10 protein-coding genes are annotated in these 13,774 nt (G+C 38.4%); all 10 read left to right on the forward strand.

Translation table 11 applies throughout. The annotated features are described in order from the left end of the window. Positions 1-8: 8 nt before the first annotated feature. The 10 genes from GZ996_RS07480 (at position 9) to gatB (ending at position 13,661) form a co-directional block, all read left to right on the forward strand. Positions 9-3,020, forward strand: a complete 3,012-nt coding sequence (locus tag GZ996_RS07480; RefSeq protein ID WP_162011730.1) for a glycoside hydrolase family 2 TIM barrel-domain containing protein — start codon at positions 9-11, stop codon at positions 3,018-3,020. Positions 3,021-3,298: 278 nt separating this feature from the next. Further along, positions 3,299-4,603, forward strand: a complete 1,305-nt coding sequence (locus GZ996_RS07485; RefSeq protein WP_161979945.1) for an ABC transporter substrate-binding protein — start codon at positions 3,299-3,301, stop codon at positions 4,601-4,603. Positions 4,604-4,694: 91 nt separating this feature from the next. After that, the gene (locus GZ996_RS07490) at positions 4,695-5,582 is read left to right on the forward strand and encodes a carbohydrate ABC transporter permease (protein WP_161979946.1); all 888 of its coding nucleotides are present in this window, start codon (positions 4,695-4,697) and stop codon (positions 5,580-5,582) included. Then, positions 5,569-6,399 (forward strand): carbohydrate ABC transporter permease, encoded by an 831-nt coding sequence (locus tag GZ996_RS07495; RefSeq protein WP_156806416.1) that lies wholly within the window; start codon positions 5,569-5,571, stop codon positions 6,397-6,399. Before GZ996_RS07490 ends, GZ996_RS07495 begins: the two co-directional genes overlap by 14 nt. Before the next feature lie 231 nt (positions 6,400-6,630). Then, the gene (locus GZ996_RS07500; protein WP_156806415.1) at positions 6,631-7,803 is read left to right on the forward strand and encodes a galactokinase; all 1,173 of its coding nucleotides are present in this window, start codon (positions 6,631-6,633) and stop codon (positions 7,801-7,803) included. 4 nt (positions 7,804-7,807) lie between these two features. Then, on the forward strand, positions 7,808-9,280 hold the full coding sequence (gene galT, locus GZ996_RS07505) for a UDP-glucose--hexose-1-phosphate uridylyltransferase (RefSeq protein WP_162011731.1): 1,473 nt from the start codon (positions 7,808-7,810) through the stop codon (positions 9,278-9,280). 55 nt (positions 9,281-9,335) lie between these two features. After that, positions 9,336-10,337, forward strand: coding sequence for a UDP-glucose 4-epimerase GalE (gene galE, locus GZ996_RS07510; RefSeq protein WP_161979949.1), 1,002 nt, complete (start codon positions 9,336-9,338; stop codon positions 10,335-10,337). A 116-nt stretch (positions 10,338-10,453) separates the two neighbouring features. After that, positions 10,454-10,756 (forward strand): Asp-tRNA(Asn)/Glu-tRNA(Gln) amidotransferase subunit GatC, encoded by a 303-nt coding sequence (gene gatC, locus GZ996_RS07515; RefSeq protein ID WP_156806412.1) that lies wholly within the window; start codon positions 10,454-10,456, stop codon positions 10,754-10,756. Continuing rightward, positions 10,756-12,222 (forward strand): Asp-tRNA(Asn)/Glu-tRNA(Gln) amidotransferase subunit GatA, encoded by a 1,467-nt coding sequence (gene gatA / locus GZ996_RS07520; protein WP_162011732.1) that lies wholly within the window; start codon positions 10,756-10,758, stop codon positions 12,220-12,222. Before gatC ends, gatA begins: the two co-directional genes overlap by 1 nt. Further along, positions 12,222-13,661 carry an Asp-tRNA(Asn)/Glu-tRNA(Gln) amidotransferase subunit GatB gene (gatB, locus tag GZ996_RS07525; RefSeq protein WP_161979683.1) on the forward strand — a complete coding sequence of 480 codons (1,440 nt, stop codon included), beginning with the start codon at positions 12,222-12,224 and terminating at the stop codon, positions 13,659-13,661. Before gatA ends, gatB begins: the two co-directional genes overlap by 1 nt. Positions 13,662-13,774: the final 113 nt, after the last annotated feature.

The following is a 13,774-nucleotide window of genomic DNA, read 5'->3' on the forward strand; positions in this document are numbered from 1 at the left end:
TATTATCAATGAGAATTAATAAACCTAGCTTAGAATGGCTAGAAAATCCAGAAATATTTGCAGTCAATAAAATTTCAGCACATTCGGATCATACTTACTTTACCAGTGAAGAAGAGGCAAAGATAGGTAAGATGAAGTTGAGGCAATCGCTGAATGGGAAATGGCGTTTTAGCTATGCTAGGAACCCAAGTCAACGCCAAGCGGATTTTTATAAGATAGATTATGATATCTCATCTTTTGACTGGATTGAGGTACCTGGACATATTCAAAATCAAGGATATGATAAACGCCAATATGTTAATACTCAGTACCCTTGGGATGGTATGGAGGAGTTACGTCCACCACAAGTTTCCAAAGAGTATAATCCAGTAGGTTCTTATGTTAAGTATTTTGAAATTGATGAAGCTCTTGTTGGTAAAAAAATAATGATCTCTTTCCAAGGGGTGGAAACGGCTTTTTATGTTTGGCTCAATGGCCATTTTATAGGCTATGGAGAAGATAGTTTTACCCCAACAGAATTTGAATTAACAGAGTTTTTAGTGGAGGGTGACAATAAATTAGCGGTTGAAGTTTATAAACGTTCAAGTGCTAGCTGGCTTGAGGATCAGGATTTTTGGCGTTTTTCAGGAATTTTTAGAGATGTTTACCTTTATGCGATTCCAGAAGTACATATTCGTGATCTCTTTATTCACCAAGATTTGATTAATCATTATAAGGATGGTTTATTAAAGATTGAAGTGGATATTTTAGGAGATTGTCAGGCCTTATCGCGATCAGCCCGTTTACTGGATTCAAAAGGAGATGTAGTTTTCTCTGGGGAAATAGCGGAGATTGAAAAAGGGATTATTCTTCCAGGAGTTCATGCCTGGAGTGCTGAAAAACCTAATTTATATCAATTAGAATTACGTCTAGAAAGAGCTGGTCAGTTAATTGAGCTAGTTATTAACAAGGTTGGATTTAGAAGTTTTGAATTAAAGAACGGTCTGATGTTGCTTAATGGTAAGCGTATTATCTTTAAAGGAGTGAATCGTCATGAGTTTCACCACCGTTATGGCCGAGCAATTACAGAGGAAGAGATGTTATGGGATATTAAGTTTATGAAACAGCATAATATCAATGCTGTTAGGACGTCTCATTATCCTAATCAAACACGGTGGTATGAGCTGTGTGATGAATACGGTCTTTATATGATTGATGAAACTAATTTAGAAACACACGGATCTTGGCAAAAGCTTGGGCACTTAGATCCATCGTGGAATGTTCCTGGCAATCTACCAGAATGGAAAGAAAATGTATTGGATCGTGCGAACAGCATGTTTCAAAGAGATAAAAATCATCCTGCAATTCTTATTTGGTCATGTGGAAATGAATCTTATGCTGGTGAAGATATTTTAGCAATGACGGAATTTTTCCATCGAGTTGATCCAAATCGGCTTGTTCATTATGAAGGAGTCTTTTGGAATCGTGACTACGATGAGATATCGGACATGGAAAGTCGTATGTATGCTAAACCGGCAGACATTATTGAGTATTTAGAAAAATGTCCTAAAAAACCATACATTTCCTGTGAGTATATGCACGCGATGGGTAATTCTCTGGGGGGAATGGGTCTCTATACAGATTTGGAGAACCGATATGAACAGTACCAGGGTGGTTTTATCTGGGATTATATTGACCAATCAATTCTTCAGAAAAATGAATTTGGACAGGAAGTCTTGACCTACGGTGGGGACTGGGGAGATCGTGCAACAGATTATGAATTCTGCGGCAATGGTATTGTTTTCGCGGACAGAAAGCCGACTCCTAAAGCACAAGAGGTTAAAAAACTCTATGCCAATGTTAAATTATCCGTAACTCCTAAAAATGTGACAATTGATAATCAAAATCTTTTTAGTGATACTGGAGATAGCTATTTTAAAGCTAGTCTTAGAAAAAATGGGGAGTTTATCTGGAGTCGAGATTATCATTTTATTGTACCTGCGGGTGAGAAAATAACATTTGATTTGGATTATCCTGAGGTTAAAGCAGATGGAGAATATACTTACGAAGTCACCCAGCATCTAAAAGTAGCCACTATTTGGGGAAAAATTGGAGATGAAATTACTTTTGCTCAGTATATAGAAAAAATGTCTAATACACAGCAAGGGAATAAAAATATCTTACCTATACGGGTTGTTAAAGGAGATGTTAACATCGGTGTCCATGGAAATGATTTTAGTGTTCTAATTTCAATAGCTGAGGGTGGTTTGGTATCATTTGTTAAAAATGGCATTGAATATATCACAAGAACTCCTAAGACTACTTTTTGGCGTGCATTGACAGATAATGATCGTGGTGTGAAGCATGGTTTTGATCGAGGTATGTGGTTAACAGCTGGACTTTATCAGAAGCATATCGGCATGACCATTGAAGAAGAAAGTGATAGAGTGACAATTGCCTTTACTCATCAATTAGCGATATCTGGGGAGTATACACATAAAGTATCGTATACCATTAATGGACAAGGTGATATAACTATTGATCTAACATATCCAGGATATGCTAATTTACCAACCATTCCTGCCTATGGGATGGAATTCAAATTACCTAGAACTTATCAGGAAATCACTTATTATGGAAATGGTCCGGAAGAAAATTATATCGACCGGAAAGAAGGAGTTCGCCTAGGGATTTTTGAAACAACAGTCCAAAATAATGAGACTCCGTATTTGGTACCACAAGAAAATGGTAACCGGACAGGAGTTCGGTGGTTGAAAGTTTCTGATAATGAGGACCATGCTTTATTGTTTGAAGCTGTTAATAAACCATTTGAGATGAGCGTTTTACCACACAGTGCTCAAGAGATAGATGCTGCAAGTCATCAAGAAGATCTTTCTCAGTCTCATTGGACCTGGATTCGCATTTTAGCAGCACAGATGGGTGTAGGTGGTGATGATTCTTGGGGGGCTCCGGTACAAGAGCAGTATCATTTATATGCTGAGAGAGAATTGACTATTACATTTACCCTTAGAGGGATTTAAAATATATAAACCAGCCTTAGGTTGGTTTTTTACTAAATTAATTGATGTGTTTTCTAAGAAAGTCTAGTAATTCTACAAAAATAGTAGGAGATATGTCTATACTGAGGTCTTTATTAAGAACAGTTAAATATAAATTGCTACTTTAGGTTAGAAATGGTTAACAACATCAGAAGTTTATAAACTAAAAAAATAGTAAAAAATTACTGAAAAACACTTGACTTTTAACCGCTTACATTTTATAATGACAATGTAAAATAAAGGATTCAAGGAGAATCATAATGAAAAAACGTACTGTTAAAACACTTTTGGTTGGCGCTTTGTTTTCGAGTTTGTTGTTAACAGCTTGTGGATCGAAATCAGAGTCTGGTGCTTCAAAGACAGACAATTCAGGAAAAACTGAACTTACTGTATGGGCTTGGGATAAAAATTATAATGTCCGTGCTTTTGAAGAGGCTGAAAAAGTACATGATGCAGCCGAAGGGGATAAAGTTGATTTAGATATCGTTGAAAATGCACAAGCAGATATCGTTCAAAAACTTAATACTGCCCTTAGTTCAGGTGTGACAAATGGTTTGCCAAATATTGTTCTCATTGAAGACTATCGTGCAAAGAGCTTCCTAGAAGCGTATCCAGATAGTTTTTTCCCATTGACAGATGTTATCAATGCAGATGATTTCTCGGCTTATAAAGTTGAAGCAACTTCAGTTGATGGTACAAACTATGCAGTGCCGTTTGATACAAGTGTGACAGGTCTTTATGTTCGAACAGATATTCTTGAAAAAGCAGGTTACAAATTAGAAGACTTGCAAAATCTAACATGGGCACAATATACTGAAATTGGTAAAAAAGTTTTTGAAAAGACAGGTAAAAAATTACTTTCTACAGACGTTAATGACCTCGGATTGATTCGTTCGATGATTAATTCAACAGGTTCTTGGTATACAGGAAAAGATGGGAAAACGCCAACTCTTGCAGGCAATGCGTCATTGAAATTAGCATTCGAAGATTTCAAAAAAATATATGATGCTGGTCTTACAGATAGTAATAGTGATTGGGGGCAATGGCTAAGTGACTTTAATAATGGTGTTGTTTGGTCAGTGCCAACAGGTAACTGGATTACACCATCTATCACAGCACAAGAAGATCAGGAAGGAAAATGGGCAGTTGTACCATTCCCACGTCAAGAAATGGAAGGTTCAGTCAACGCTTCTAACCTTGGAGGTGCGTCAATTTACGTACTTAATGTTGATGGCAAAGAAGCAGCTGCTGATTTCTTAAAAGAAACATTTGGTACTAGTACAGACCTTTACAAAACACTTGTAGAAAACATCGGTGCTATTGGTTCTTATATTCCAGCAACTGAAGCAGGTGTTTATGACACAGAAGCAAAATATTTTGGTGGACAAAAAATCTATAAAGACTTCGCGGAATGGTCAACACAAATTCCAGCTGTTAACTATGGTGAAAACACATACGCTATTGAAGATATCCTTATCAAAGGATTGCAAAAATATTTGAGTGGAGAGGATATCGATAAAGTCCTTGAAGATGCACAAAAAGAGGCTGAAAATCAGTTGAAATAATCGCATGTTAGCCAAATAATTTAGGACGTTCATGGCATTTGCTTGATAACTAAATTATTTGGTTATTTTATTCAGAAAGTCGGAGTTTAGAATGAAAAAAATGAATCCATTTTTACGATCAAAGCTTGCGGGATGGTTATTTGTTATCATTCCGACTATATTGATCATCCTGTTCTATTTTTATCCAATGCTGGAAGCTTTCAAGTTATCGCTCTCATCAGGCAAAGGAAATAATTTGAGTTTTGTTGGTTTTGATAATTACAAGCGTCTCTTTAATGATCCAGTTTTTATCAGTGCATTAAAGAATACTGTTTTGTTCCTGGTTGTCCAAGTGCCAGTTATGATAATCTTAGCCATTTTCTTCTCAGTATTGTTAAATAACAAGTCATTAAAGTTGAAAGGACTTTTTAGAACGATTGTCTTCCTACCTTCAGTAACATCTCTGGTTGCTTATTCTATTGTCTTCAAATATCTTTTTTCAAATGATGGTATCATGAATAAGATTTTAACAACTTTACATATTTTACAAGAACCAATAATGTGGCTGGATGATGTTTTTTGGGCGAAAGTTGTTATTATTATTGCTATTACTTGGCGCTGGACAGGATATAATATGATTTTCTTCCTGTCTGCATTGCAGAATATTGATCCCGAAATTTATGAAGCAGCTGATGTTGATGGTGCTAGTGCAGTTAATAAGTTCTTTAATATCACTATTCCTCTCTTAAAACCTGTGATTTTATTTACAACAATTACTTCGACCATTGGGACATTGCAATTGTTTGATGAACCAATGAACATCACTCAAGGTGGTCCTGGGGATGCTACAACGACTATTTCACAATATATCTATAATTTGAGTTTTAAATACACGCCAGATTTTGGTTATGCGGCAGCTGTCTCATATGCAATTGTATTACTGGTAGTGATTTTATCTATTATTCAAACACGAGTGGGAGGAAAAGATGAAAAGAGATAAACCAAAAACAATAGCAACTTATATTTTTTTGATACTTATGTCCATTGTCTTTGTATTTCCATTTTATTTTTTAGTGGTGAGTGCAACAAATAGTAGCATTGATGTTACTAATGGACGCATGTTACCAGGTGGTGAACTTTTTACGAACTTGAAAAATATTTTTAGTCAAACAGATATGAGCAATGCTTTGAAAAACTCAACTGTTGTTGCCCTTTTTCAAACAACATTAGCTCTCTTAATAGGTTCTTCCGCAGGATATGGATTTGAAGTTTATCGCAGTAAAGGCAAGGACATTGTGTTTAATATTATTCTTTTATCCATGATGGTACCATTTGCGGCAATTATGATTCCGCTATTTCGTTTGTTTGGGAAAATGTCTATGGTAAGCTCTCTTGTGGGAATCAATTCTTACGCTTCTATTTTCTTACCATATATTGCGACTGCTTTTTTGATTTTTTATTTCCGTCAGAATACAAAAATGTTTCCAAAGGAATTGTTGGAAGCGGGGCGTATCGATGGTGTCTCTGAGGTAGGACTTTTCTTTAAGATTTATATGCCGACAATGAAGACGACATATGCAGCTGCAGCTATTATTACCTTTATGAACAGTTGGAATAATTACCTTTGGCCACTGGTTGTAGTACAATCAACTGAAAAACAAACTGTACCACTTTTAATTTCGCAGTTAGGATCAAGCTATTCTCCAGATTTTGGTATGATTATGGCTGCTGTGCTTGTAGCTACTGTACCAACACTAGTTATCTTCTTTGTCCTTCAAAAACAATTTGTTGCAGGGATGTTGGGAGCAAATAAATAGTAAAAATGAGGCTAGTCCATAACAGGTCATAAGCCTCTTTTATATGTTAAAATAGGTGGCTGATATTGTAGTGAGGACTTTAATATTTTATGTTATTATATGGTGTAATAAAAGTGACAAAATTACTAAAGTAAAAAAGGGTAAAAATAGATAAAATTTTTACTGATAATATTGATTTTTTTACTAATGTACTCTATAATATAACTAAAAACGATATCAAAGGAGTATTTTATGGATACTGAACAATTAAAACAAGCTTTTCTAGACACTTTTGGTGTTGCACCTGATGCAACTTTCTTTTCACCTGGTCGTATCAATTTGATTGGGGAGCATACCGATTATAATGGTGGTCATGTGTTTCCTGCGGCGATTACGCTTGGGACTTATGGTTCTGCCCGTAAACGTGATGACCGTACCTTACGTTTTTATTCTGGGAATTTTGAGGATCTAGGTATTATTGAGGTCAGTCTTGATGACCTTGTTTTTAAAAAAGAGGACAGTTGGACTAATTATCCTAAAGGTGTCATTAAGTTTTTAAAAGAAGCAGGGCATGTGATTGAATCTGGTATGGATGTCTATGTTTATGGTAACATTCCAAATGGTTCAGGGCTATCGTCATCTGCTTCGTTAGAATTGCTGATTGGCGTTATTTGTGAAGAATTATTTGAGTTGACCCTTGACCGTCTTGATTTGGTAAAAATTGGGAAGCAAACAGAAAATCATTTTATCGGTGTGAATTCAGGTATCATGGATCAGTTTGCCATTGGTATGGGAGCAGATAAACAGGCCATTTATCTGGACACTAATACTCTGGAATACGAGCTTGTACCACTTGATTTAGGTGATTACATTGTTGTTATTATGAACACCAATAAACGTCGTGAACTGGCTGATTCCAAGTATAATGAGCGTCGTGGTGAGTGTGAAGCCGCTGTGACCGAATTAAATGCTTTGCTATCTGTCGAAACCTTAGGTGAGCTTGATGAAGCAACTTTTGATCAATATGCTTATCTCATTAAAGATGGGAATAGGATCAAGCGTTCCCGCCATGCAGTATCTGAAAACCAACGGACCTTGAAAGCCAAAGCTGCTTTGGTAGCTGGTGACTTGGAACAATTTGGGCGATTGGTGAATGCGTCGCACGTTTCTCTTGAACATGACTACGAAGTAACTGGTGTCGAACTTGATACGCTTGTACATACAGCTTGGGAACAAGATGGAGTACTTGGAGCCCGTATGACAGGAGCTGGTTTTGGTGGCTGTGCCATTGCTATTGTCCAAAAAGATAAGGTTGACGGCTTCACAGAGGTTGTTGGCAAGATTTATGAAGAAAAAATTGGATATGCGCCAGCTTTTTACATCGCAGAAGTAGCTGGTGGTAGCCGAGTATTATCTAGAAAGTAACGTTATGACAGTACTAGATCAATTTGTAGAAACTGTGATTGCTAATAGTGATTATACTGAGTTAGATGCTATCTATCTTAAAAATCGGATTATGGCATTGGTTGGTGAGGAACAGGTTAATGAAGAAACGGATGAGACATCCTTAATTCCTCTAAAAAATCGCCTTGTGGATATAGCTGTGAAAAATGGGAAATGTGGTCCTTTACAGGAGGAAAAAAACTGTTTGGGTGCTGAATTGATGAGTTTTATCACGCCGATTCCAAGTGTGCTTAATCAAAGATTTTGGCAAACCTATAAAAAAAGTCCGGAAAAAGCTATCGCTGATTTTTATGAGCTAAGTAAAAAAAATGACTATATCAAAGTTGATGCTATTGCCAAAAATATTGCTTTTAAAACACCTTCTAAATACGGGGATATGCAGATTACCATTAATTTGTCTAAACCTGAAAAGGATCCTAAAGCGATTGCGGCAGCTAAATTAGTTAAAGCTAGTGAATATCCGAAATGTCAACTGTGCATGGAAAATGAAGGTTATCAAGGCCGCATTAATCATCCGGATCGTGCCAATCATAGGATTATTCGTATGAAACTGGGTGAGGAGAACTGGGGTTTCCAATATTCACCCTATGCTTATTTTAACGAGCACTGTATTTTCTTGAATACTGAGCATGTCCCTATGGTGATTAGCCGTCAGACTTTTGAACAGCTATTGGACATTGTTGACATTTTCCCAGGTTATTTTGCGGGTTCAAACTCCGATTTGCCGATTGTTGGTGGCTCTATTTTGACCCATAATCACTATCAAGGTGGATGTCATACCTTTCCTATGGAAATGGCAGAGCTAACAGAGCGATTTACCTTCAAAGGTTTTGAAACTGTAGCAGCAGGTATTGTTAACTGGCCTATGTCAGTGATTCGATTGAAATCGTTTGACAATACACGATTGGTTGAGTTGGCAGAACGGATTCGTCTAGCTTGGAGAGATTATTCTGATACTGAGGCAGATATCATTGCTTACACAGATGAAGTTCCTCATCACACGGTAACACCGATTGCTCGAAAACGTGATGGCAAATTTGAGTTGGATTTAGTGCTGCGAGATAATCACACCTCGGCAGAACACCCAGACGGGGTTTATCATCCACACAAAGACGTTCAGCATATTAAAAAGGAAAATATTGGACTCATTGAAGTCATGGGTTTGGCTATTTTGCCACCACGCTTAAAGGATGAATTGAAAGAAGTAGAGAAATACTTACTCGGTCACGAAAATGATGTCGCAGATTATCATTTGGACTGGGCGAATCAAATCAAGGATACTCATCCAGAAGTGAAAGCTGAGACAGTGACTGGTGTTGTTCAAGATGCTGTTGGTGCAACCTTTACTCGTGTGCTAGAAGATGCAGGGGTTTACAAAATGACAGCAGAGGGTCAAACTGCTTTTAGACGTTTTATAGCGTCTGTTGGTGTAGAATAGTCAGATAAAACGTTTTTTGTTATAATAAAGTCACTTAAAATAAAAGGAGATAAGTATGACAGTAGTCGTTCTAGGTGGGGCTGGGTATATCGGTTCTCATATGGTTGACCGTTTGATTTCTGAAGGAAAAGAGAAGGTTATCGTTGTTGATAACTTGGTGACAGGACACCGTGCCGCAGTGCATCCAGAGGCTAAATTTTATGAAGGGGATTTGGCTGATAAGGACTTCATGCGTCAAGTCTTTACTGAAAATCCTGATGTTGATGCGGTGATTCACTTTGCAGCCTTTTCATTGGTGGCAGAGTCTATGGAAGATCCATTGAAATATTTTGATAATAACACATCAGGCATGGTTAGCTTATTGGAAATTATGAATGAATGTGGCGTGAACAACATTGTCTTTTCATCAACAGCAGCCACTTATGGCATTCCAGAGCAAATTCCAATCCTTGAGACTACACCACAAAAACCAATCAATCCTTACGGTGAAAGTAAGCTAATGATGGAAACTATTATGAAGTGGTCTGATAAGGCTTATGGCATCAAATTTGTAGCCTTTCGTTATTTCAATGTTGCTGGCGCTAAACCAGATGGTTCTATCGGTGAAGACCACGGTCCTGAAACACACTTGCTTCCAATTATTTTGCAAGTTGCGCAAGGTGAGCGCGAGAAAATCCTGATTTTTGGGGATGACTATAACACTCCAGATGGTACTAACGTCCGTGATTATGTGCATCCATTTGATTTGGCAGACGCACATATCTTAGCAGTTGATTATTTGAGAAATGGCGGAGCATCGGCAGCCTTTAACTTGGGATCATCGACAGGTTTCTCAAACCTACAAATTTTAGAAGCTGCTCGTAAAGTGACTGGTAAAGAAATCCCAGCTGAATTAGCTGACCGTCGTCCTGGAGACCCAGACACCCTGATTGCAAGTTCAGAAAAAGCGCGTGAAGTGCTCGGTTGGAAACCACAATTTGACAATATTGAAAAAATCATTAAAACCGCTTGGGCATGGCATTCAAGCCATCCAAAAGGTTACGATGATCGTTCCTGAATGCTAAAGCCTCAATTTGGGGCTTTTTATGATGATTTCTTTTTGGGGAAATAGCAGAGCTGAGAGCTTTGTGGTATAATAAAGAAGATTACGTAGAATATTAGAAGAGGTAACTCATGAAAATTTCTGAAGAAGAAGTTCGCCATGTTGCGAAGCTGTCTAAATTGTCATTTTCAGACGAAGAGACAGCTGCATTTGCAACAACATTGACAAAAATTGTCGATATGGTGGAATTGTTAAACGAGGTTGATACAACTGGTGTTCCAATTACAACGACCATGGCCGACCGTAAAACGGTGATTCGTGAAGATAAGGCAGAAGCTGGCATGGATCGTAAATTGTTATTTAAAAATGTACCAGAAAGTGCGAATAACTTTATCAAGGTCCCAGCTATCTTTGAAGACGGAGGAGATGCTTAATGTCATTTAATAATAAAACGATTAAAGAATTGCATGACCTCTTGGTTGCAAAAGAAGTCACTGCCACAGAACTCACAAAAGCAACGCTTGAAGATATCAAATCTCGTGAAGAAGCTGTTGGTTCATTTATTACGATTTCAGAAGAAGCAGCGCTTGCACAGGCTAAGGTGATTGATGAAAAAGGAATTGACGCAGACAATATCATGTCAGGGATTCCTTTGGCAGTTAAAGATAATATCTCAACTAAGGGAATATTGACAACCGCAGCGTCTAAAATGCTTTACAATTATGAGCCAATTTTTGATGCGACAGCCGTTGCCAATGCCTACCAAAATAGCATGATTGTGGTTGGTAAGACCAACATGGATGAATTTGCCATGGGTGGTTCAACAGAAACGTCTTATTTCAAGAAAACAAAAAATGCTTGGGACCAGTCAAAAGTTCCTGGTGGTTCATCAGGCGGTTCTGCAACAGCAGTTGCTTCAGGACAAGTGCGTTTGTCGCTCGGGTCTGATACTGGAGGCTCAATTCGCCAACCAGCAGCCTTTAATGGTATCGTTGGTTTGAAACCAACTTATGGAACTGTGTCACGTTTTGGCCTCATTGCTTTTGGTAGCTCTTTGGATCAGATTGGACCATTTTCTCAAACAGTTGAGGAAAATGCGCAGTTGCTCAATGTGATTGCAGGAGCAGATAGCAAAGATTCAACCTCTGCCCCAGTGCAGGTAACTGACTTTACTAGCAAGATTGGTCAAGATATCAAGGGAATGAGAATAGCCCTTCCTAAGGAATACCTCGGTGAAGGGATTGATCCGAAGATTAAGGAAAATATTCTCGTAGCAGCCAAGCATTTTGAAAAACTAGGTGCTATCATCGAGGAAGTTTCTTTGCCTCATAGTAAGTATGGGGTGGCAGTTTACTACATCATTGCTTCATCAGAAGCCTCATCTAACTTGCAACGTTTTGATGGGATTCGCTATGGTTTCCGTGCAGAAGATGCTAGAAGTCTTGAAGAAATTTATGTTAATACTCGCAGTCAGGGCTTCGGTGAAGAGGTAAAACGCCGTATCATGTTGGGAACTTTCTCCTTGTCATCTGGCTATTATGATGCTTATTTCAAAAAAGCTGGTCAGGTTCGCACCTTGATTATCCAAGACTTTGAAAAGGTTTTTGCGGACTATGACTTGATTCTTGGACCAACAACGCCGACAGTAGCTTATGACTTGGATGGTCAAAGCCATGACCCAGTTGCGATGTATTTGGCTGATTTGCTAACAATTCCAGTTAACCTTGCAGGTTTAGCAGGTATTTCCATTCCTTCTGGATTTGTCGACGGATTACCAGTTGGCTTGCAATTGATTGGTCCAAAATATTCAGAAGAAACGATTTACCAAGCAGCGGCAGCTTTTGAAGCAACAACAGACTATCACAAACAACAACCAGTGATTTTTGGAGGTGACAATTAATGAACTTTGAAACCATTATAGGACTTGAGGTCCACGTTGAATTGAACACCAACTCAAAAATCTTCTCACCAACACCTGCTCATTTTAGCGATGACCCAAATACAAATACCAATATTATTGACTGGTCGTTTCCTGGTGTGCTTCCTGTGATGAATAAGGGGGTTATTGATGCGGGTATCAAGGCTGCGCTGGCTTTGAACATGAACATTCACCAGCATATGCACTTTGACCGTAAGAATTATTTCTACCCAGATAATCCAAAGGCTTACCAAATTTCACAATTTGACGAACCGATTGGTTACAACGGCTGGATTAATATAACTTTGGAAGATGGTTCTACCAAGAAAATCCGTGTGGAACGTGCCCATCTTGAAGAGGATGCTGGTAAAAACACCCACGGAACAGATGGTTACTCTTATGTCGACCTTAACCGTCAAGGTGTACCATTGATCGAAATCGTGTCAGAAGCAGACATGCGTTCACCAGAAGAAGCTTACGCCTACTTGATAGCTCTGAAAGAAATCATTCAGTACACAGGGATTTCAGATGTGAAGATGGAAGAAGGTTCCATGCGTGTTGATGCCAATATCTCCCTCCGTCCATATGGTCAGGAAAAATTTGGCATCAAGACTGAGTTGAAAAACTTGAACTCTTTCAGCAATGTTCGTAAAGGATTGGAGTATGAGGTGGAACGCCAAGCGAAAATCCTTCGCTCAGGTGGCGTTATTCAACAAGAAACCCGTCGTTACGATGAGGCTAATAAATCAACCATTCTTATGCGTGTCAAGGAAGGTGCAGCGGATTACCGTTACTTCCCAGAACCAGACTTACCACTTTACGAGATTTCAGATGAGTGGATTGAGGAAATGCGTGTAGAGTTACCAAAATTCCCAGCGGAACGCCGTGCGGAATACGTAGAAAAACTCGGCTTGTCGGCCTATGATGCTGGACAGTTGACGGCAACAAAAGCTCTTTCTGATTTCTTTGAAAAAGCTGTTGAAATTGGAGGAGATGCTAAACAAGTATCTAACTGGTTACAAGGTGAAGTAGCTCAATTCCTCAATGCAGAGCAAAAAACAATTGAAACCATCGCTTTGACACCAGAAAATTTAGTTGAAATGATTGGACTTATTCAAGATGGCACCATTTCATCTAAGATCGCTAAGAAAGTATTTGTACACCTAGCTAAAAATGGTGGTTCTGCTAAGGAATATGTTGAAAAAGCAGGGCTCGTACAAGTATCGGATCCAGCGGTCTTGATTCCGATTATCCACCAAGTCTTTGCAGACAATGAAGCTGCTGTTGCGGACTTCAAGTCAGGAAAACGCAATGCGGATAAGGCCTTTACAGGATTCCTCATGAAAGCAACCAAAGGACAAGCAAATCCACAAGTTGCTCAGCAACTCCTTGCGCAAGAATTGCAGAAGTTGTTGGATTAGAACTATCGAGTGGACCGTTTTAACTGTAACTCTGGAGAGATAGGATAGTAAGCCTGTCTAGTAGACGATTTTAACGATAGCCTAGAAATAGAATAATAGGATATTAAGCATGT

This window comes from Streptococcus sp. S784/96/1, from assembly GCF_902729355.1.
Classification (GTDB): Bacteria; Bacillota; Bacilli; order Lactobacillales; family Streptococcaceae; genus Streptococcus; species Streptococcus caledonicus.

Bases quoted from the DNA above. Each gene is read 5' to 3' on its own strand.
- GZ996_RS07480 (WP_162011730.1), top strand. From the start codon at position 9: ATGAGAATTAATAAACCTAGCTTAGAATGGCTAGAAAATCCAGAAATA.
- GZ996_RS07485 (WP_161979945.1), top strand. From the start codon at position 3,299: ATGAAAAAACGTACTGTTAAAACACTTTTGGTTGGCGCTTTGTTTTCG.
- GZ996_RS07490 (WP_161979946.1), top strand. From the start codon at position 4,695: ATGAAAAAAATGAATCCATTTTTACGATCAAAGCTTGCGGGATGGTTA.
- GZ996_RS07495 (WP_156806416.1), top strand. From the start codon at position 5,569: ATGAAAAGAGATAAACCAAAAACAATAGCAACTTATATTTTTTTGATA.
- GZ996_RS07500 (WP_156806415.1), top strand. From the start codon at position 6,631: ATGGATACTGAACAATTAAAACAAGCTTTTCTAGACACTTTTGGTGTT.
- galT (WP_162011731.1), top strand. From the start codon at position 7,808: ATGACAGTACTAGATCAATTTGTAGAAACTGTGATTGCTAATAGTGAT.
- galE (WP_161979949.1), top strand. From the start codon at position 9,336: ATGACAGTAGTCGTTCTAGGTGGGGCTGGGTATATCGGTTCTCATATG.
- gatC (WP_156806412.1), top strand. From the start codon at position 10,454: ATGAAAATTTCTGAAGAAGAAGTTCGCCATGTTGCGAAGCTGTCTAAA.
- gatA (WP_162011732.1), top strand. From the start codon at position 10,756: ATGTCATTTAATAATAAAACGATTAAAGAATTGCATGACCTCTTGGTT.
- gatB (WP_161979683.1), top strand. From the start codon at position 12,222: ATGAACTTTGAAACCATTATAGGACTTGAGGTCCACGTTGAATTGAAC.